General features: G+C 44.2%; 22 protein-coding genes and 1 pseudogene. 4 read left to right on the plus strand and 19 right to left on the minus strand.

Annotated features, from left to right (window positions below; all coding sequences use genetic code 11):
- Positions 1–2: 2 nt before the first annotated feature.
- From ACJA3J_RS17450 to gvpQ, 10 genes and pseudogenes are all read right to left on the minus strand, one after another.
- On the minus strand, positions 3–317 hold the full coding sequence (locus tag ACJA3J_RS17450) for a gas vesicle protein (RefSeq protein WP_115893648.1): 315 nt from the start codon (positions 315–317) through the stop codon (positions 3–5).
- A gap of 16 nt (positions 318–333) precedes the next feature.
- Entirely contained in the window at positions 334–633 is a 300-nt protein-coding gene (locus ACJA3J_RS17455) for a gas vesicle protein K (RefSeq protein WP_244157073.1), read from the minus strand.
- The gene (locus tag ACJA3J_RS17460) at positions 620–868 is read right to left on the minus strand and encodes a gas vesicle protein (protein WP_089651267.1); all 249 of its coding nucleotides are present in this window, start codon (positions 866–868) and stop codon (positions 620–622) included. Before ACJA3J_RS17460 ends, ACJA3J_RS17455 begins: the two co-directional genes overlap by 14 nt.
- On the minus strand, positions 869–1687 hold the full coding sequence (locus tag ACJA3J_RS17465; protein ID WP_406944742.1) for a GvpL/GvpF family gas vesicle protein: 819 nt from the start codon (positions 1685–1687) through the stop codon (positions 869–871). It lies immediately after the preceding gene.
- Between the two features lie 12 nt (positions 1688–1699).
- A complete protein-coding gene (locus ACJA3J_RS17470) occupies positions 1700–1954 on the minus strand; it encodes a gas vesicle protein GvpG (protein ID WP_089651265.1) in 255 nt (84 codons plus the stop codon).
- The gene (locus tag ACJA3J_RS17475; protein ID WP_115822816.1) at positions 1951–2712 is read right to left on the minus strand and encodes a GvpL/GvpF family gas vesicle protein; all 762 of its coding nucleotides are present in this window, start codon (positions 2710–2712) and stop codon (positions 1951–1953) included. The genes ACJA3J_RS17470 and ACJA3J_RS17475 overlap by 4 nt, the downstream gene beginning before the upstream one ends.
- A 14-nt stretch (positions 2713–2726) precedes the next feature.
- Positions 2727–3632 carry a gas vesicle protein GvpN gene (gvpN, locus tag ACJA3J_RS17480; RefSeq protein ID WP_406944743.1) on the minus strand — a complete coding sequence of 302 codons (906 nt, stop codon included), beginning with the start codon at positions 3630–3632 and terminating at the stop codon, positions 2727–2729.
- A gap of 11 nt (positions 3633–3643) precedes the next feature.
- A pseudogene (gvpO, locus tag ACJA3J_RS17485) lies at positions 3644–3910 on the minus strand (gas vesicle protein GvpO); the annotation flags it as partial.
- Positions 3911–4013: 103 nt separating this feature from the next.
- The gene (gene gvpA / locus ACJA3J_RS17490) at positions 4014–4307 is read right to left on the minus strand and encodes a gas vesicle structural protein GvpA (RefSeq protein WP_406944744.1); all 294 of its coding nucleotides are present in this window, start codon (positions 4305–4307) and stop codon (positions 4014–4016) included.
- Between the two features lie 20 nt (positions 4308–4327).
- Positions 4328–4861: a gas vesicle protein GvpQ gene (gene gvpQ, locus ACJA3J_RS17495; protein WP_406944745.1), complete on the minus strand. Its 534-nt coding sequence runs from the start codon at positions 4859–4861 to the stop codon at positions 4328–4330.
- 441 nt (positions 4862–5302) lie between these two features.
- Between gvpQ and ACJA3J_RS17500 the strand changes: the two genes are divergently transcribed.
- Both ACJA3J_RS17500 and ACJA3J_RS17505 read left to right on the plus strand, forming a co-directional pair.
- Positions 5303–6496, plus strand: coding sequence for a S8 family peptidase (locus ACJA3J_RS17500; RefSeq protein ID WP_406944746.1), 1194 nt, complete (start codon positions 5303–5305; stop codon positions 6494–6496).
- A 916-nt stretch (positions 6497–7412) separates the two neighbouring features.
- Positions 7413–8378: a sodium:calcium antiporter gene (locus tag ACJA3J_RS17505; protein WP_406944747.1), complete on the plus strand. Its 966-nt coding sequence runs from the start codon at positions 7413–7415 to the stop codon at positions 8376–8378.
- Between the two features lie 38 nt (positions 8379–8416).
- Here the strand turns inward: ACJA3J_RS17505 and ACJA3J_RS17510 are convergent, their stop codons facing one another.
- The 3 genes from ACJA3J_RS17510 to ACJA3J_RS17520 all read right to left on the minus strand — a co-directional run bounded on the left by ACJA3J_RS17510 (position 8417) and on the right by ACJA3J_RS17520 (position 10718).
- Entirely contained in the window at positions 8417–9139 is a 723-nt protein-coding gene (locus tag ACJA3J_RS17510) for an amino acid ABC transporter ATP-binding protein (RefSeq protein ID WP_406944748.1), read from the minus strand.
- Entirely contained in the window at positions 9139–9795 is a 657-nt protein-coding gene (locus ACJA3J_RS17515) for an amino acid ABC transporter permease (RefSeq protein ID WP_160913469.1), read from the minus strand. The genes ACJA3J_RS17510 and ACJA3J_RS17515 overlap by 1 nt, the downstream gene beginning before the upstream one ends.
- Before the next feature lie 116 nt (positions 9796–9911).
- Complete coding sequence (locus ACJA3J_RS17520) at positions 9912–10718, minus strand: glutamine ABC transporter substrate-binding protein (RefSeq protein WP_406944749.1); 807 nt, start codon at positions 10716–10718, stop codon at positions 9912–9914.
- Between the two features lie 270 nt (positions 10719–10988).
- Here ACJA3J_RS17520 and ACJA3J_RS17525 point away from each other — a divergent pair, with 270 nt between their 5' ends.
- Positions 10989–11846 (plus strand): GAF domain-containing protein, encoded by an 858-nt coding sequence (locus ACJA3J_RS17525; protein ID WP_406944750.1) that lies wholly within the window; start codon positions 10989–10991, stop codon positions 11844–11846.
- Between the two features lie 95 nt (positions 11847–11941).
- On the opposite strand, the gene ACJA3J_RS17530 is transcribed toward ACJA3J_RS17525, so the two are convergent.
- The 4 genes from ACJA3J_RS17530 to ACJA3J_RS17545 form a co-directional block, all read right to left on the minus strand.
- Entirely contained in the window at positions 11942–12463 is a 522-nt protein-coding gene (locus ACJA3J_RS17530; protein WP_406944751.1) for a PepSY domain-containing protein, read from the minus strand.
- Positions 12464–12551: 88 nt separating this feature from the next.
- Positions 12552–13076: a PepSY domain-containing protein gene (locus tag ACJA3J_RS17535; RefSeq protein ID WP_406944752.1), complete on the minus strand. Its 525-nt coding sequence runs from the start codon at positions 13074–13076 to the stop codon at positions 12552–12554.
- 21 nt (positions 13077–13097) lie between these two features.
- Positions 13098–14462, minus strand: a complete 1365-nt coding sequence (locus ACJA3J_RS17540; RefSeq protein WP_406944753.1) for an ATP-binding protein — start codon at positions 14460–14462, stop codon at positions 13098–13100.
- A complete protein-coding gene (locus ACJA3J_RS17545; protein ID WP_406944754.1) occupies positions 14459–15136 on the minus strand; it encodes a response regulator transcription factor in 678 nt (225 codons plus the stop codon). The genes ACJA3J_RS17540 and ACJA3J_RS17545 overlap by 4 nt, the downstream gene beginning before the upstream one ends.
- A gap of 121 nt (positions 15137–15257) precedes the next feature.
- On the opposite strand from ACJA3J_RS17545, the gene ACJA3J_RS17550 reads away from it, so the two are divergent.
- Positions 15258–16208 carry a nuclease-related domain-containing protein gene (locus ACJA3J_RS17550; protein WP_406944755.1) on the plus strand — a complete coding sequence of 317 codons (951 nt, stop codon included), beginning with the start codon at positions 15258–15260 and terminating at the stop codon, positions 16206–16208.
- Between the two features lie 148 nt (positions 16209–16356).
- Here ACJA3J_RS17550 and ACJA3J_RS17555 read toward each other — a convergent pair whose 3' ends face one another.
- Both ACJA3J_RS17555 and ACJA3J_RS17560 read right to left on the minus strand, forming a co-directional pair.
- The gene (locus tag ACJA3J_RS17555) at positions 16357–17634 is read right to left on the minus strand and encodes a (Fe-S)-binding protein (protein ID WP_406944756.1); all 1278 of its coding nucleotides are present in this window, start codon (positions 17632–17634) and stop codon (positions 16357–16359) included.
- Positions 17627–19030 (minus strand): FAD-binding oxidoreductase, encoded by a 1404-nt coding sequence (locus tag ACJA3J_RS17560; RefSeq protein ID WP_406944757.1) that lies wholly within the window; start codon positions 19028–19030, stop codon positions 17627–17629. The genes ACJA3J_RS17555 and ACJA3J_RS17560 overlap by 8 nt, the downstream gene beginning before the upstream one ends.
- Positions 19031–19039: the final 9 nt, after the last annotated feature.

Here is a 19039-nt window from a genome sequence, read left to right on the forward strand (position 1 = left end):
TTTTATTTTTGGTGTACTTCCTGCATGTTCTTCTCCAATTGTTCAATGCGTTTTTGCAGTTCTTCATTTTCTTTTTCCAATGCTTCCGTGTTCGATTGAGCGGCTTTCGAATTCAAATAAGGGTCGGTTTCCCACCAGTCCATACCGATTTCTTTCGCTTTATCTACGGAAGCGACGATGAGACGGATTTTAATTGTCAAAAGCTCTACATCTGCGAGCCCCACCCTGATATCACCGGCGATGACCACCCCTTTATCCAGAACGGTTTCTAACACATCCACAATACTGTTTGACTGAGTCGGGTGTTCAATGGACATCTAAGATGCCTCCTTTTTATAACAAATTGCCTAAAGGTCCGAGATCTATATTGAGATCTTCATCATTCAGGTCAAAAATTTCTTTCAGTTCATCCATTTTCACTTCGAGGTTCATGAGGGCCACACCCAGCTGCTCGATCTGCTCTTCGGACAACGTTCCACCATCCACCCGGCGGATCGCTTGTTTTTCCACGAGTTGACGAAGCAGTTCAATGACGGTCAAAACGAGTTGCGCAAGTCCTTGCTCCGCTCCGTCCGGGTCTAAGTTGAGTCGGCCGCTTTTAAACGGTTGCTCTTGTAAATTATTTTGTGACACGTTCCAACGCCTCCTTTTCACTATCCAGCGTTTTAGAGTTGAGGGAGTCATCTAAGCTGGATTGGACCAGAGTTTCTACAGAAGAAATCAATACTTTCAAATCCACATAGACAAGATCAATCCCGGCAATGGATATGATGATATCCCCCTTGATGGCCACCCCTTTATCCAGAACGGTATCTAAGATATCAATAAGGGCAATATCCTGATTTTCGTAATTTTCTCTGTAGGACACTCAGTCCACCTCACTTTTAGAGAGTGACGAAAAGTGATAAGGAGGCCATGGACCTGTCACTTCAATCACCCAGCCTGCCTTTTCCCCTTGCTCATTCGCGTTTGTAATATTCTTCAAAAAAGTTTCTACTTTTTCGACCTCGATCAAGTAGGCACCATTCCAACACATATCCGCATCTTTTCCGGTCACATTTTTATTCCAGACTTTTTTTTCAGCTGTGTCTTCACATAGTGCCTGCCACTCACTATGTAACTGCCTCACGTATTTCTGCTGCTCCTGCAATACTTGCTGCTCAATGGACTGGTCGAGTTTTTTCCTTTGCAAGTACTGCATTCCTTTAGACATCTGTGAAATTTCTTCTTTTTTCTTTTGAATCTCAGGATGATGTTCTGCTACTTGCTCCGTTAAAAGGTCCGGGTGGTTGAAGACTTTGATGTTCCACTCTTCTTTTCCTTTTAACTTCTCTAAAAGGGTCATCCATTCTTTTTCATGGGCATCCATCTTCTTTTTCAGACTTTCTTCATGCTGAAAAATCGTACAAAATTTCATCGGAATCAAGGTGAGGGCATTCTTCAAGCTCATTAATATTTCATGATGCAGATAAGCCTTTTCCTGCACCCATTCCATTTGCTGTGTGTTCGTTTCCAATGCCTCTTCTCCGAACTCCCCTTCGTCGACAGGGCTGACGATTGCTGAACACCAGCCATAATCCAGCACTTCAAGACCAGCCTTTCCATCTATCCCCTTAAGGTCAGAGATGCTTTGAGAAGCGGCTTCCTCTTTAAGAGTGATTCCATACAAATACAGTAGCCTTTCCATCTTGAAAACTCCTTACTTCCTTTTCGTCATGTTCTCCCATTGCTCCATCTCCAGCTTTTTGGCGACCTCATAGCGTATAAGCAGCTCTTCTTCCTGCTCCTCATAATGCTCTTCTGAAATCTCTTCCAATTCATACATCATTTGCAGCTGGATCAATTTCTTTTGAATGTGCTCGAGGTCGTACATTTCCTTATCCACTTCTTCTTTCACATGCTCTCCGACTTTTTTTATTAAATGAATGGGCGAAGTGAATAGTTTTTGAATCATGAGGCTTCTACTTTCAACTTGATGTTGATGAAATTATACGCAGGCCACGGTCCTGTATATTTGAAATCAACATATTCCTTCCACCGCTCATGCAGCTCATTAACTTTCTTATCGAACGCCTCTTCTTTTTCCCGGTCGATTAAATAAGCTCCATTCAAGAGCATTTTTTCGCCAATTGTATCATTCACTTGAGAAGCCTCTGCTAATTGATCCAAAGGGGCGTGAATGGTTGTTTCAATCTCCTTTTGAATCTTGGTGAAAAAGTCACGAGCCATCTCTCCAAGTTGAATCCGGTCGAAATAGCCGGCCGCTTCCGATTTATTCGCTACCGTTTCCTTTTTCTTTTTCACCCGATCATTTTGATTGATTTGCTCTTCCAGCCATTCTCTTTTACCAACGATTTTCAAACCAATTTCAATTTTATCCCGAACTTCGACAAACAACTTTTCCAGTTGAGGATAAAGGTTTTCGATGAGCACTTGCGTATCTTCTTTCGTATTAAAAACATTCCCAAAACTGATGGGAACGACAGAACTCTCCGTTTCCATGACTCTCGAAATCACTTGCTGGTGAGTCATGAGTGCTTTTTTCTTCGGGTGATAGATTTTAATCGGTGCTTCTACAGCTACCATGGCCGCATCTTTATGATGGACCGTGAAAACTTCCTTTTCTTCTCCTTCAAATTCAATCGTACCGAAACTCTTCTGCTCTGATGTTTGAATACAACAGAAAACATAGATTCCCATTTGTTCACTCATAAACAGACTACCTCCTAAACCTTTTTGCAATGATCAAGAATGATTTCCCTTGCTTTCTCTTCATCCTTCGTCATCGATAATACGGAAAAATAAGTCATATCCAGACACAGGTTCTGGAATGCTTCATCCTTTCCATCCACACGCACGCTTGTTTTTTCAGCAATATCAGCAATCATGATCGAGGCACGCAAACTTAGAAAATCTTCCTTCTCATCCATCGATTTTTTCACTTCTCTTACAAAGCGGACGATGGCTTCGGCTTTCTTCTGCTTCATTTTCGTCCTCTCCATCACAACTGCCACCTCAGCTTCCAAACTCATGGCATTCAACGGGATGGAAATCATCCGATCCATTAACGCATCCTGCGTGTCGTAAACTCCGATGTATTCAGCCGGATTACTCGTGAAAATGACCCTGAAATCAGGATGAACCCTCACGTGTGAATCCTTACTTTTCGATCCATATAAAGGAAGGATTTTTTCTTCGAGAACAGATAAAAACAAATTGTTCGTCTCCGGACTCGATCTTGTGAACTCGTCATACACCAAGGTATGTCCATGTTTCACCGCGTCATAAAGATGTCCGCTTACCCAATCTTCCGTGACATTTTCTTCAATCTTTTGAACGGTCCTTACAAAATTATCATTCAGCTTTTTACGGCTGTACCCTTTGTAAGCGCCAATCAAGTCGTCATTAGTCAAATCCTTATTGCCTGAAAGGAGCGTTACAGGCTTGTTTCTTTGCTTCGCCACATGGATAGCAAGTGTCGTTTTCCCGATGCCTGATGGACCTGTATAGTGAACAGGATAACCAGCTGATAAATAGTTTAAAGAACGCCGGATCAAGCTTTTAAAGAAGGGTTGATCATAAACGTGTTGGTTTGTAGAAGGACGATTGCTGCTTTGTTTTAGTACACTCATCATCCCTACTCCTACTGCTCGACCTGTTCTTCAATGTCGGTGCGATATCTGAGGCTTAAACGTGAAAAGCCTGTTACTTCAATGTTCTCATCAAGAAAAACTTCATATAACCCGACCATTTGATCCCTGGCATACTTTTTCATATATTCCTTTTCTTCAATCACTTCGACCAACACCCGCCACTCCTGGTCTTTCTTTCTAGCAGAAATGATTTTATGTGGCGGTGCAATATTCTCATTGAAAAATTCGGTTACTTCATTCAAGACCTTCATAGCGTTGCATCCCTCTCTTTTCCTATCAAACTGTTTCTTTTATAGATGAGGAACAAGATGGAATTACGAAAATTCCACCCTATCCCTTTTCACTAAATACTTGGGGCTTTTATATACTGAACTCTCCTCTTTCATTTGAAGAACGCGGGGATGACGACTGTTCTTCTTCACCTAGACGGCCTCCGAGTCCTTCCTCTTCAACCTCATCCCGCAGAAGGCCGACAGCTTCTGCATATCTGAGCCATGTATCCACACTGGCAATGACTACTCTCGCTTCAACCGTAATCAATTCAATTCCCACAACGGAAACGCGGGCAAACGCATCGATCACAATTCCTTTATCCAAAATACGGTCAACCACTTCTGCAAGACTGGAACTATCTGTTGATTTTTGAATCGCCATTTTAAATCTCCTCTCCTTATTTACGAATGATAAGTTTTGATACTTGATAATCCTTTGATATCTTTTGGCCCCTTAATAGAAGCAGAACTCTTTATATGAGAGACCCCTTTAATATCGTTGGCACCTTTGATCCTTCCGCTTGAAGAACTGTTCTCACTTATAGAATCCTGTATCTGCTCACCGGATTCTTTGACAGAACCGAGCTTATCTTTGAATTCAAGCAGGTGCTCTTGAACCTTCCCCTTTACTTCCTCCGCCTTCGAATGAACATGATCGGCATTCGCTGAAGTTTTCTCCTGAAGCTCTTCTTTCATGTCCTCGATTTTAGACTGCATCTGCTTTTCGAATTGCTCCCGGAAAAAATCTCCCGCTTGATCACTCATTTCATCCTTGGCATGTTCAGTCGCCTCTTGTGGGTCATCTGCCTTCCGGATAATTTTAGATACCGGATTCGGGATCTTATCCTTAATGACATGCGCGGATTTTTTCAACCCTCCTTCCACTTGATCAACGATTGTATTCTTTTTTTCCTCATCGTTTTGTGAATGTGTCATCAAAACACCACCCTAATATTTTGCATCTATAATTTTTGGCTGGTTTCTACTCTTACTTCCCACGAACGGCTATCTAAAACCCTTCGCTTGATAAAAAGAATTAAAAATGGTAAGAATTACATCCTATTTTACGAAGATCCTGAATCTATAAGACTAGGAAACAGTACTCTCAGACATTCCTTTACAAAAATGACATTTCTATTAATGTTCACAGCAAAACCTGAACGGTAAGTTTCTAGCCAATATTATTTCATGATATTTTCTATCATCTTCCATTTCCATGAACCGCAAGACCTTTTTGAACACAAAACTTGGGAAGATCCATCTGCAAAACCCCTTTTAAACGCCTTCCCCCATAACAACTATCCCAACCCGTATTTTGAAGGAAAACGGCGAAATTCTTAGAATTACTAGAGTATAAACTTTTAAGGAGGAATAGATTTGAAGTTCAAAAAACTAGCAACACTATCACTTGCAGCCACACTGGCCATTCTGCCGACAACAGGGCAGGCGTTCGCTGATTCCGAGCCGGAGTCATTGAACAAAGTCAACGTACAGGAAGATAAAGGAGAATTCGTAAAAGGCGAAGTTGTCGTTAAGTTCAAAAACGGCAAGTCTTTGAATGATCAACAACTGGAGAAATTCGGAGCAAAAGAAGTGACAGAAGAACGTTCTTTCGTAGATTCGAAAGTAAAAGTACTTAAAGTCGGAAACGTAGAAGCTGTAGCAAAAGCACTCAGCAATAATCCAAACGTGGAATACGCAGAGCCAAACTACGTTTTCGAAGCAACATGGACGCCAAATGATACTTACTATAGTGGATACCAGTATGGTCCACAAAACACAGACACAGAAGCGGCATGGGATATTACCCGCGGAAGCAGCAGCCAGGAAATTGCTATTGTCGACTCTGGGGTCGACTACAATCATCCGGATCTTGATGGTAAAACAATCAAAGGCTATGATTTCGTAGATAACGATTATGATCCAATGGACTTGAATAATCACGGAACACACGTGGCAGGAACAGCTGCTGCAGAAACGAATAACGGATCAGGTGTTGCAGGTATGGCTCCAAACACGAAAATCCTTGCCGTGCGTGCACTTGATGCAAACGGCAGCGGTTCTTTGTATGACATCGCGGATGCGATCCGTTATTCTGCTGACGTAGGAGCAGAAGTTATCAATCTTTCCCTTGGCTGTGACTGTGATACTCAAACATTGGAAGATGCCGTTGATTATGCTTGGAATAAAGGTTCCGTTGTCATCGCTGCGGCAGGTAATGATGGAGTTTCCACAACATTCGAACCTGCTTCCTATGACAATGTCATCGCTGTTGGTGCGGTAGACAGCAGCAACAACAAGGCATCCTTCTCTAACTATGGCACATGGGTAGATGTGACAGCTCCTGGTGTCGACATCGCTTCTACTGTTCCGAATAGTGGATATGCCTACATGTCCGGGACATCCATGGCTTCCCCTCATGTTGCTGGACTAGCTGGATTGCTTGCGTCTCAAGGACGCTCCAACAGCAACATCCGTGCAGCCATCGAACAAACAGCTGATCCAATCTACGGTACCGGCTACTACTTCGAACACGGGGTCATCAACTCGTATGATGCAGTAAACTATTAATCTAAAAAAAGCGGCCGGATGGCCGCTTTTTTTATGTTTTACAATAGCTCCCTTTTCTTGAAGACTCAGTTTCGAGACTTTTGTTGAGTGGATGGGGCTGAGGGGAATAGCTCGCTTTCCGCGGGAGCGCAGTGAGCCTCCTCAAGCTTCGCTCTGCGGGGTCTCACCATGCACTTTTTTCCCGCAGGAGTCTCGCCATTCCCCTCCGCCCACTTGCCGGAAGAGATTCTCGAAACTACCTTCCAGTAATAGGAGCTTTTATGGTTAAGAATTCTATATCGATGCAGTTTAAGCAGGATTTCACAACAAAACTAGGCAGGTTACTATAAGAGGGGTTTCGAGAACCTCATATGGCAAAGGGGCGGAGGGAAACGGTGAGACTCCTACCTTAAGTGTGCAGGCGCCTTGGTCAGCGGCGTATGGACTGGACTGAGCTGGAGGAGATAAAGGAAACACGAAGAGCGGAGCGATTCGATGTTGACTTATCGTACAGAAGCGAGGGAAGTCTCACTAGCCGCTAGGCGCCGGAACCGGATATCTAAGGGGAAGTGCGTGGTAGATGAGACCCCGCAGAGCGTTAGCTCGAGGAGGCTCATCACTCGCCCACGGAAAGCGAACCTTTTCCCGGAGCCCCTAAACTCCCACAAAAGTCTCGAAATCGAGTCTTACACAATCCTGCCAGATAGTTGAAGATCATCTTGATGGGTAGCAGACTATATTGTTGACCATTTCGTTGGAATTCGCTATATTAATAGTAACAAGGGGAGTAGCGACCGTATAAAGCGGTTGGTGAATCGTCACTTCAGTGTGCAAACACTCGGTTCACCAAACTATGACCATAGTACGCAAGACCTTGGCCTGCACGAAAATAGGGCCAAGGTCTTTTTTTATTGGCTCAACCTGGAGGAGGAAAACGATGAACTTTTTAATTTTCGCCATCTCAGCCGTTGTGGTCGTACTAGCTGCCGTTCAGCTGAACCGCTACGGGGATGTCATCAGTCAAAAATCTAAATTGAGCGGGGCTGTCGTGGGTACATTCCTTATAGCGGGGGCTACATCTTTACCGGAACTTACGACGAGTTTAACGGCTGTGTATATTGACAACCCAGACATTGCTGTAGGAAATATGCTTGGTAGTAACGTATTTAATGTATTGATTTTAGCTGCGGTTGATCTCATTTATCGGAAGCAGAAAATGTTCAACAGGCTCGACCAAAAACAGCACCTGCCTTCCGCCATAGCAGGTATCGTCTTTACGTTAGTTGTGGTCGCATCCCTAGTGATGAGTTCTACCCTTTCTCTATTTAATATCGGAATCGAAATGTTCATTCTTGTCGGGTTGTACATCCTGACCGTCCGCTTTTTTGAAAATGAGGAAGCAGAAGAGATGGATGAAGCGGCAGCTACAGGGAAGGATGTTTCCTTAAAAGCGGCAAGCATTGGCTTTGCAATCAGCGCGATTGTTGTCTTCGCTGCCGGAAGCGCCCTTTCGATATCAGGGGATCAACTGGCCCAGCAAACAGGGATGAGTTCGAGCTTCGTCGGGAGCTTCTTGATCGCCGCTTCCACCTCACTACCAGAACTCGTCACCGTCCTTGTGGCATTCAAAATGGGGAATTATGATATGGCTGTAGGTTCCATTTTAGGGAGTAACTTGTTCAACTTGCAGCTTCTTGCCATCACCGACCTCTTTTACCAAAACGGGCAGATATTAAGCGCAACATCAGGAGGAAACCTTCCCATTGCTTTATTGTTCATTGGTATGATGGTACTGACGATTTTCATTATGGTAAGGAAAAAAGTCGAGAGCTTCTCTCGCTATGCAGCTCCTTCTCTTCTTATCGTAGTCATGTACTTTGTCTCATCTTATTTCCTTTTCTAATTTAAAAATCCGCAGACATCGTCGTCTGCGGATTTTTCCTATAGCACTTTACTTAAGAACTCCTGCGTTCTAGGATTTTGAGGATTTCCGAATAGATTATCTGGTACGTCTTCTTCCATGATAATCCCTTCATCCATAAACAGTACCCGGTCCCCGACTTCGCGGGCAAAACCCATCTCGTGTGTGACAACCACCATCGTCATTCCTTCCTCTGCCAAGTCCTTCATAACGGCTAACACGTCTCCGACAAGTTCAGGGTCAAGCGCTGATGTCGGTTCGTCAAACAACATGATGCTCGGTTCCATCGCTAAGGAACGGGCGATCGCTACACGTTGTTTCTGCCCGCCGGAAAGGCTTTCAGGATAAGCGTTCGCTTTGTCACTCAGTCCGACTTTCTCAAGCAGCGGTCGCGCCACTTTTTCGGCTTCTGCTTTCTTCATTTTCTTCACTTTGATTGGACCAATCGTAATGTTATCAAGGACCGTCTTGTGCGGGAAAAGGTTAAAGTGCTGAAACACCATTCCGACACGGGAGCGGACATCGTTAATATTGATTTTAGGGTCGGTCAAATTGTCCCCTTGAATGATGACTTCTCCAGAAGTGACTTCCTCAAGCAAGTTCAAGCACCTTAAAAAAGTACTTTTCCCAGAACCTGATGGTCCGATGACACAAACCACTTCTTTTTCTTTAATTTCTGCATTGATTCCTTTTAACACTTCGTTGGAACCGAATGATTTATGCAAATCTTTGACGGTTATCATTACACATCCAGTCTCCTTTCAACTCGTCTCAAGTAAACCGCTGTCGGCACCGTGATTATCAAGTACATCACACAAACCATCGTCAACGCCTGGAAAGCCTGGAACGTCATTCCGTAATACTGTTGACCCATGTATAGCAACTCGCCTACAGCAATGACAGAGAAAAGGGAAGTATCTTTCAAGCTGATGACAAATTGGTTACCTAGCGGTGGAATCATTCTTCTGAAGGCTTGTGGCCAGATGATGTAACGCATCGTCTGGTTACGAGTGAGGCCAATGGAACGCCCAGCCTCTTCCTGTCCTTTATCAATCGAGTAAACCGCTCCCCTTACGATTTCCGCTATGTAAGCACCGGCATTTATGGCAATCGCTATGATCGAGGCCGAGATTTTGTCAATATTGATTCCGGTTAAATCAGAGAGACCGAAATAGATGAACAAAATTTGTGCTAAGATCGGTGTTCCGCGAACCGCTTCTACATAAACCGTCGCAAGTCCGTAAATGATCTTATTTTTCGACAAGCGGGCAAAACCAAAAACTGCCCCGAGCACAAATCCGAAAATCAATCCAACAAACGTGATGAGTAGTGTCCATACCAATCCCTCAAGCAAAAACGGCATGACACGAAAATAGTGCGATTCCGTAATGAACTCCATATATGTATTCGCTCCTTGTGTTTTGAATGGTGTAATGGTTCATGCCAGTATTCAAATCATGGAAAAAGCGTAACAAGCCAATCACTTGCTACGCTTTTCTGATCAGCTTCTCTCTATTACTCCGAAGATTCTGTGCCGTATTTACGCTCACCGAACCATTCTTCGTAGATGTCATCGTACGTACCATTATCAATCAATGTTTGCAATGCTTCATTCACATCACTCACAAGTTCAGAATCCTTAGGAAAAGCGATTCCATATTGTTCACCCTGCAAAATGTCTCCAGCTGTTTTCAAGCCTTCAGAGTCATTGGCTACGTAATACTGGACGTTAGGAACGTCATACATTACCGCATCTAGACGACCAGACTCAAGGTCCATATACGCTTCGACGATTCCAGGGAATGTAATCAACTCAGCATCCGGGTGGTTTTCTCTGATGTACGTTTCACTTGTCGTACCAGAGCGGGTCCCCACCTTTTTACCTGCAAGATCATCTTCAGATTGAATTTCATCATTATCTGCGCTGACCGCAAGCATCAAACCAGCATCATAATAAGGATCAGAAAAATCGATGGTTTCTTTACGCTCTTCTGTAATAGTCATACCAGCAATCCCGATATCATAACGACCGGATTGCATACCAGCGACAACACCGTCAAACTTCATGGATTCAATTTCAATATTGAACCCTGCTTCATCAGCAATTGCTTTGATCAAATCAATATCGAAACCTTCCATTTCTCCCGTTTCCTCGTTCATGAACTCGAAAGGGACAAAGTTGTTATCCGTCGCTACTGTGTACGTTTCTCCTCCAGAATCACCAGAGTCTCCTGATGAGCCTGCTTCACTATCACTGCCACACGCAGGAAGAAGCAAACTTAAAGCCATAACCATAATGAATAAGTACCATTTTGCTTTCATCCATTTTTCCCCCTTTTATTATGTGACTTCTATTATCTCAAATTTTACTACTCTTGCAAATTTTCTGAATACTACTTTTGAACGTCTTTTAAGCTAAAATTTGCTATTCTATTAAATTTTTCTATTGATTGCTCATTATTTCTTTATTTTTTATCAATTAACTAACGATTACGACACATTTTTTAAAATTAAGGGATTAAATCTCAGTTTCAAAGGGAAGTAGGGTATAATAGGGTATAGCTCCTAATTTTGTGAAAAGGAAGGTTTTTCATGTCGGAAGAACATCTGATGGACTCAGAGGGATATTATTCTTTAAAATCAGCCGCTCAGAAAATATTTGAAGTGGTGACACAAAGATTGGATGTCCAGACCGCTTACGTCACGATGAGAAGTAAGCACGCAATGACCGTCCTGAGTTCTTTAAATAAGAAAGAAGAAATCGTCCCTGAAGGTTATACCATTGATTATAACGAAAGCCACTGCCGGCTGATTATTAATGATCAAGACCATGTACTTAGTACAAACAATTTAATGGAGGACAAACTCACAAGTGATATTAAGGCTTCAGCTGAACTACAGGTAAGAGGCTATCTTGGTGTCACATTAAGAGATTTAAAAGGGAATGTGTTCGGAACTCTCTGTGTTATGGACAAAGAGGAAAAAAACTTTGATGAACAAGACATAGAATTCTTACAAACCATTGCCTCCGTTCTATCCCATATGATTGACCTTGATCAAACCCATTACAACATGGGATTAATGAATGTACCGATCATCCCGATCACAGAAAGTGTATCCGTCGTTCCTATCCAGGGAATCGTAGACGAAGAACGTGCAGACAAACTGATGCGAGACGTCCTTCTATATGGAAAAGAACAGGATATTGACCATTTCGTCCTGGACCTATCTGGATTGGTTGTCCGCGACCAATTTTTCTCGGAAATGCTTCCAAAGCTTATTCAGGCTTTGCAGGTGATGGGAATCGATACAATCTTAACAGGGATTACTCCGGAAGTAGCTCATAAAGAAATCGAAACGAATGTACTATCGACTCATAAACCGAAAACCGTTTCTAATTTAAAGACAGCTCTTTCAACAATTGGATTTAAATTAGTAGAAAGTCATTAAAGCTCGCCTCGTTGGCGAGTTTTTTTCATCTGTCATGCTCTCCCCCTATAGAAAAAGCCCCATCTTTAATCGATGGAGCACAATAATTTCCGGAGCTATTTTTCTAGTTTATCTTTTTCAAACTCAATAACTTCTCCAGTCTGACCGTCAACGGTGACCTCATATTCAATGGCATCATCTTGAAATTTAAACTCATAATCACCATCATCAATTTCCATTTCTTTCATTTCACTGCCTGACGCTTTATCTTTAGCGGTTTTCTCAGCTTCTTCTTTTTTTACTTTCAAATCTTCAGCTGAAGTTTCATCGGAATCGTCTTCGTTATGCTCGACTTGTACGACTTCTCCCGTGTTTGCGTCCACTTCCACTTCCGCTTCTTTGCCATCTTCTGTCTGACCCTCAATCTCATAGATGGAAATACCGTCCTCTTTATCTTTTTCTACCTTTTCAATTTTCAAACCATCGACTGCCTCTTTAGCTGCAGCTTCTGCTTCTTTCTGGGAAAAATCCACTGCACTTTCAGAGAATTGATCATTACCTGAAACAGCGCTCACACCGAAAGCGCCTCCCAGCACGACAACACTTACAATACCGCCAATAATCCATTTTTTCTTCATAATACATCCTCCTCTTATTTGTTCTACTCTCACTATATCCACCCATGATGAGAACAAAGAAAGAGGAAAATGAGAATTTGATGAGAAATCAATCGTCCCATGTGACGGACATAATTTCACCTGAGAGGGCATGGATTTGGACTGTTGCTTCTTCTCCACCCGGCCGCTCGATTTCTACAAGGTAAAAGGCTGGATCGACTTCAGATTCAAAGTCGATATCATCCACTTCGCCTTCAATTTCATTCAGAGCCACAGCCTTTGCCTTTTCTTCCGTAATTGGCTGCGTTTTTGTATTCTCGGACTGGCTATCGGATGAAGTGGTGGAGTCGTTGTCCTGAAACTTTTCAATCGGCTTGATATCAGAAATACGGCCATCCTTTTTTAAGACCGCCACTTCATAAACACCTTCCTCTAATTCTATGGTTGCCAAGTAATGACCTTCCGTGGAAGTTACATCAGTAATCTCACCATTGTATTGGGTTTGTACTTTTTCGCGAATATCTGACTCCGTTAACGGCTCAGCGCTTAGTCTCTCGTTAACCCACTGCCACCCTAGAACGATCAAAAGAGCGAGCAGACTTATGGAAATCAATAGCTTGAAATGGTTAGCCATAAAACTCCCTCCTCCGTATCATCATACTCCCTGAAGATGAGAATCCTCTGAGCGCGGCAAAAGAATCGTGGCCGTCGTCCCCGACCCTTTCTCACTGGAAAGCTGAAGGTCAGCTCTAAGAGCGTGAGCCAGCTCTTTAGCTAGCGAGAGGCCTAATCCATATCCTTCGGTCCTGGATTCATCCACTTGGTAGAAGCGATCGAACACTTTTTCAAGATCTTTTTGTGACATACCAATCCCTCGGTCCATGACACGGATGACCACATGATTCTCTGTTTTCTCTACGTTCACCTCAATCGGCTCTTCACTGTACTTACGCGCATTATCCATGAAAATATAAAGCAATTGCTTCAATTTTTGCTCATCTGTTGTTAAATGAATAGCTTGAGTACAGCGCAGTTCAACTTTTCGTTGGTAAGCTTTTTCAAAAGAAGCGACGGTTGTCTGCAGTAACCGGGACAGGTCGATGGATTCAAATTGAACATCCCAGTGTTCCTCTTTTCTTGCAAGAAGAAGCAGCTGTTCCGTTAGTTCGCGCATTCGTTTCGCTTCCGAATGAATGGCTTCCACAGATTCTTGAAAAAGTTCTTCCTCCTGTTTTCCTCTTCTCTTCAAAAGACTTGCATAGGACTCGATTACGGTTAAAGGGGTTTTCAATTCATGGGAAGCATTTGAAACAAACTGCTCCTGCTTTTGATAGATATCTTCAAGCTGATCGATCATTGTGTTGAAGGTATCCGCCATCTGAGCTAACTCATCTTTGGACTTCCCTTCATAAGAAATCTTTTTAAACTGGCCGCTGCCCCTGATTTGCTGCATCGTATGGATCAAGGAGTGGATCGGAGTGACAATTAACCGGCTTAATAGTCTTGAAGAAAGGAAAAATGGAATCATCGCTAGAACGGCAACAGTCACCAACACTATTCTAAGAATACTTAAATTCTGTGCAGTCGCCTCCAGACTTCTCGTCAGCTGAAAAGAAACGACCTCACCATTTGTCCACACAATCGGGATGGAAACAAAAGCATAAGGAACACCTTCGTAGCTTCGGACTTCTGCTTTTTCCCCTGCTTCATATGGGTAGGCTTGTTCAATAAGATTCTCCTGGTTCCCGCCCGTCAAGCTGACTTCCGAAGTGCCATCTGGAAGGACCAGCCTTATCATCCCATTGGCAGGAACATAAGCCCTCAGGACGTCTGCGGAAAGTGAATCACCAGAACGCTCATTGATACCCGTCACAATGCGCTCTGCTTCCACTCTTGTTTGATCCACATCACTGTCATAGACAATTTTACTGAAAGAAAAATAAACCGCCGCGCTGATCAGCACAAGAAGGATGACGAACAGTCCTGTTGTGTAAACTTGGATTCGATTCCCTAGCTTCATCGTGGATCCTTCAAGACGTAGCCGACGCCTCTGACAGTATGAATCAGCTTTGGATCGTATCCTTTATCCATTTTGTTACGCAAATAACGGATATACACATCGACGATATTCGTATCTCCGTAATAATCAAAGCCCCATACTCCTTCCAGAAGCTGGGCACGGTTCAGTACTTGACGCTTGTTTTTCATTAAATAAACGAGAAGGGAGAACTCCTTCGCCGTCAGTTCTATAGAGTTTTCACCCCGGTACACTTCATGGGTATTTACGTTGACGGTCAGGTCTTCAATCCTCATGACTTGTTGGTCAGACTTTGTCCGTAAAGCTGCTCGTATCCTTGCAAGCAGCTCCTCGATCTCAAAGGGCTTCGTTACATAATCGTTCGCTCCAAGATCGAGCCCTGTTACCTTGTCACTCACTTCATCCTTCGCCGTCAGCATAATGACCGGCGTCTCCTCATCCCCAGAACGTATCCTCTTGAGAAGGTCCGTGCCACTTAAGCCTGGGAGCATGACATCAAGAAGAAGCAAGTCCCATTCTTTTTCGCGATAAAGTCGTAATCCTTCCATGCCATCATGAGCCTTCGTCACTTGATAACCTTCATATTCAAGTTCCAGCTCCAATACGCGAGCTATTTTGGTTTCATCTTCAACGACTAAAATGTTAGGTTTGCTCACTGCTCATCCCTCATTTGTTTTGTTGCATTCATTCTAGCATATGGGGAGGGGGTGGGTTGAAATATTTGATAGGCATGCTACCATGATTTGTCGTATTATAAAAATAGAAAGGACGGATGTCATGATTATTAAAAAGCGAACATTCCCAAGGGACATTGAACAACTGCAAGCGATTGAACGACGGCTTCATGATAACCACCCCCAATTACCAAAGGTGAAAGAACACCTCAAAACCCGCCTCTCCGGCCACAAAGGCGAACTCGCCCTCAACTTCCTACTCTCCTATCTCCCAGAACACTACCGTATTTTCCATCACCTACGTCTCTATGACGGCACCCACTATTTCCAAATCGATTGCCTGATTTTGACCGATCAATGGCTATTGATTATTGAAGCCAAAAATATTGGCGGAGAGTTGTTTTACAATCAAAGGTTTAACTTCCTGTCCAGAACATGGGATGAAGGGCCACAAACGTTTTCTGATCCTGTTCTTCAAGTCCGCCGTCATCGAAGACAATTGCAGCAATGGCTTCATATAAAAAGTTTCCCCGACATCCCTATCTACTGCCTCGTTGCCAACAGTCACCCCGGAACTTCTATAAATACAGATGATCCTTCTCTCGATATCGTTATCCGCACGGAAGCTCTGCCTGAAAAAATAGTGGAGATTAGCTCTGAGCACGACGAGTTACAGAAATTAAGCACCTCTTCTCTTCATTTACTATCTAGCGAATTACTATCTGACCATACAGAAAATGAATTTGATTATATAAAATATTTCTCTCTTTCTATAAAAGACTTTAAACGAGGGGTATTTTGCACGAATTGTAACGCTCTCCCTATGAAAAGAAAACGAGGAACTTGGCAGTGCGGTATTTGTCTCCATAAAGACCCAAGAGCGCACATCCCTGCACTGGGGGATTACTCATTACTTGTTGGACACAGAATTAATAACCTTCAAGCAAGAAGTTTTTTGCTCATCAACTCCCCTTCCGCTATGCAAAATATACTAAGAGATATGAATTTAAGATCAAAAGGAGAAAATAAAGGAAGAGTGTACTTTTTATTATAATTTAATTGATATATTGCTATCTCAGCCGATATATCTTGATTTTAATTGATATATTCCATTTTCAATTGATATAATCAAAATTCAGCCGATATCCGCGGACCACCACATTCCCAAACCACAAAAAAGACGACCTCATCAAGAGATCGCCTCACCACTTCGGCCTAGGATCAGCCTCCATCAATAAATCTACCAAATGCACAGCTTCCATCTCCAAGCCTTCCCGCGCCACACCAAGTTTCATCTGCAGCTGACACCCTGGATTAGAAGTCACAACACCACCTGCTCCTGTGCCACACACGTCCTGCATTTTCACGTCCAGAATATCCATCGCATCTTCATAATTCACGATATTATAAACGCCTGCAGACCCGCAGCAAAACTCCGGCCGCTCCAACTCGCGCAGTTCGACCCCGGGAATCATCCGAATCAAGTCCAGCGGTTCACTCGTCACCTTCTGTACATTGCGCAAGTGACAGGAAGGCTGGTAGGTAACCGTCTTCAACAACTCTTTTTCAAAAACAAGTCCGTCCAACTCAGCAAGGACTTCCGAAATATCCTTCACCCGTGACACAAATCGTACTGCACGCTCATGCCACTCTGTGCCTTCATCAAACAAATGGGCATACTCGACCAACCGCGCGCCACAGCCTCCAGCATTGTTCACGATATAATCAAAGCCCTCCTCCTCGAAGGCTTCAATATTCTGCTTTGCAAGTTCCACCGAGTGATCAACTTTCCCCGTATGAGCATGAAGAGCACCACAACACGTCTGCGCTTCAGGAAAAACAACTTCCGCGCCACTCCGAAGCAAAAGCTCCACCGTATTCTGATTCGTTTCAAAAAAGACGCTGTCCATCACGCATCCTTTAAAAAATCCAACCTTTGCTGAAGCCGGACGCTTCCGCACATACCGGTCCGCACGATTACGTCGCGTCTTCGGTCCAGGCATCGCCGGTAAAGCCGCTTCAAATTTATGAATCTGAAGCGGGGCTCTTCTCGTCAACCCAAACCGCTGGGAAACCTTCTGCAATCCACTCTTCTGATAAAGCCAAGTCGCATTCCCTAGCGTGTTCATCCATTTTGAAGAAGGAAAGAACGACTGAAACAAGAAGTCCTCCACAAGCCGGCGCGGCCTCTCTTCATCGATCACGCGCTTCGCTCCCTCAAAGATCTCTCCATACTGGACGTTCGTCGGACAGACGGTCGTACACGCCATGCAGCCAAGACACTTTTCAATCGGTTCCTTCAAATCCTCAACAGATGCCTTGCCTTCCGCCACCATTTTCACCAGATTAATACGGCCTCTCGGAGAGTGGGTTTCTTTTTCCATCGTTTCATACGTCGGACAGGCAGGAAGACAGTAGCCGCACTGGACACAGTCGAACGTCTTGTCATAGTTCAAGCGCTCCTTCAGTGAACTAGTCATGGTGCAGCACCAACTTCTGTCCTTTTTCAGGAAAAACTTTGCCCGGGTTTAAAATGCCGTTCGGGTCCCAGCTGTCTTTGATGCGCTTCATCATATCCAGTCCGACTTCTCCGAGTTCAAGCTCCATGAACGGGGCCTTCATCGTACCGATCCCGTGCTCACCGGATAGCGTGCCACCGAGATCAAGGGCAGCCTGGAACATGTCCTCCACCGCTTTTTCAACAAGCTTCATCTCTTCCACATTCCGCTTGTCACACAAAATATTCGGGTGCAGATTGCCGTCTCCAGCATGACCAAAAGCGACTACATCGAGGCCGTATTTTTCTTTAATAAGCTCTAATCGGTCCATAAAGTCCGGGATTTTGCTTCTCGGAACGGTCGCATCTTCGGAGACTTTCGTCGGCTTAATCTTCGCAATCGCAGGTGACACCTGCTTGCGCGCATGCCAGAGCTTTGCTGCTTCTTCATCACTTTTCGGGATGATGATTTCTTTCGCGCCCATCTCCTCCATAATTTCCTCGATCAGACCCCGCTCGACCCGAAGCGTTTCCGGATGTCCATCGAGTTCAATAATAATAACAGCAGCCGCATCAACAGGCAGACCAACCGGCTGGAAGTTTTCGACGGCTATGATACAGGCTTGATCCATAAATTCCATCTTCGCCGGTAAAATTCCTGATGTCAGCGTCTGGGAGATCGCTTCCCCCGCTTTTCGCACTTCGTCAAAAGCAACCATGATTGTCTGCACTGCAGGCGGCTTCGGCATCAGTTTCAATGTTGCCCCGACGATGACGCCAAGCGTTCCTTCCGAGCCGACGATCAGCTTCGTCAAATCAATGCCTGTAACATTCTTGATCGTCTGGCCACCGGTCTTGATAATCTCGCCTTCTGGTGTGACAACCTCCAAACCAAGCACATGGTCTTTCGTCACTCCATATTTCAGTCCGCGGGGTCCTCCGGAGTTTTCCGCCAAATTGCCGCCAATCGTTGCTACATGGGCACTGCTTGGATCGGGGGCATACATCAGTCCGTGTTTTTCTGCGGCTTTATTGATGTTTCCGGTCAATACACTCGGTGTCACTTTCACCGTCAAATCGCGTGGACTGAGGTCGATGATCGCCGGGAATTGAGACATATCCAGAACAATCCCGCCGTGCACAGGAAGAGGACCGCCACTCAGGCAGGTGCCGGAACCGCGCGGATGGACCGGAACTTTGTAACGATTGGCAAGCTTCAGGACATCAGCAACTTCCTGTTTTTCTTTCACCTGCACCACAGCATCCGGCAGGTGTTCCCCAAAAGAAGCATCAAAACTGTAACTGTGACGATCGGCCAAGGATGTTAACACATGCCCTTCCGGAAGCAAAGATTGCAGCTCTTCCAACCACTTTTCCATACGATGATT

The organism is Halobacillus sp. SY10, assembly GCF_045401165.1.
In the GTDB taxonomy this organism is placed as follows: Bacteria; Bacillota; Bacilli; order Bacillales; family Halobacillaceae; genus Halobacillus; species Halobacillus aidingensis.

Excerpts from the sequence above, each read along its gene's own strand:
- ACJA3J_RS17450 (WP_115893648.1), bottom strand. The coding sequence starts at position 317 with ATGTCCATTGAACACCCGACTCAGTCAAACAGTATTGTGGATGTGTTA.
- ACJA3J_RS17465 (WP_406944742.1), bottom strand. The coding sequence starts at position 1,687 with ATGGAAAGGCTACTGTATTTGTATGGAATCACTCTTAAAGAGGAAGCC.
- ACJA3J_RS17470 (WP_089651265.1), bottom strand. The coding sequence starts at position 1,954 with ATGATTCAAAAACTATTCACTTCGCCCATTCATTTAATAAAAAAAGTC.
- ACJA3J_RS17475 (WP_115822816.1), bottom strand. The coding sequence starts at position 2,712 with ATGAGTGAACAAATGGGAATCTATGTTTTCTGTTGTATTCAAACATCA.
- gvpN (WP_406944743.1), bottom strand. The coding sequence starts at position 3,632 with ATGAGTGTACTAAAACAAAGCAGCAATCGTCCTTCTACAAACCAACAC.
- gvpA (WP_406944744.1), bottom strand. The coding sequence starts at position 4,307 with ATGGCGATTCAAAAATCAACAGATAGTTCCAGTCTTGCAGAAGTGGTT.
- gvpQ (WP_406944745.1), bottom strand. The coding sequence starts at position 4,861 with ATGACACATTCACAAAACGATGAGGAAAAAAAGAATACAATCGTTGAT.
- ACJA3J_RS17505 (WP_406944747.1), top strand. The coding sequence starts at position 7,413 with ATGAACTTTTTAATTTTCGCCATCTCAGCCGTTGTGGTCGTACTAGCT.
- ACJA3J_RS17510 (WP_406944748.1), bottom strand. The coding sequence starts at position 9,139 with ATGATAACCGTCAAAGATTTGCATAAATCATTCGGTTCCAACGAAGTG.
- ACJA3J_RS17515 (WP_160913469.1), bottom strand. The coding sequence starts at position 9,795 with ATGGAGTTCATTACGGAATCGCACTATTTTCGTGTCATGCCGTTTTTG.
- ACJA3J_RS17520 (WP_406944749.1), bottom strand. The coding sequence starts at position 10,718 with ATGAAAGCAAAATGGTACTTATTCATTATGGTTATGGCTTTAAGTTTG.
- ACJA3J_RS17525 (WP_406944750.1), top strand. The coding sequence starts at position 10,989 with ATGTCGGAAGAACATCTGATGGACTCAGAGGGATATTATTCTTTAAAA.
- ACJA3J_RS17530 (WP_406944751.1), bottom strand. The coding sequence starts at position 12,463 with ATGAAGAAAAAATGGATTATTGGCGGTATTGTAAGTGTTGTCGTGCTG.
- ACJA3J_RS17535 (WP_406944752.1), bottom strand. The coding sequence starts at position 13,076 with ATGGCTAACCATTTCAAGCTATTGATTTCCATAAGTCTGCTCGCTCTT.
- ACJA3J_RS17540 (WP_406944753.1), bottom strand. The coding sequence starts at position 14,462 with ATGAAGCTAGGGAATCGAATCCAAGTTTACACAACAGGACTGTTCGTC.
- ACJA3J_RS17550 (WP_406944755.1), top strand. The coding sequence starts at position 15,258 with ATGATTATTAAAAAGCGAACATTCCCAAGGGACATTGAACAACTGCAA.
- ACJA3J_RS17555 (WP_406944756.1), bottom strand. The coding sequence starts at position 17,634 with ATGACTAGTTCACTGAAGGAGCGCTTGAACTATGACAAGACGTTCGAC.
- ACJA3J_RS17560 (WP_406944757.1), bottom strand. The coding sequence starts at position 19,030 with ATGGAAAAGTGGTTGGAAGAGCTGCAATCTTTGCTTCCGGAAGGGCAT.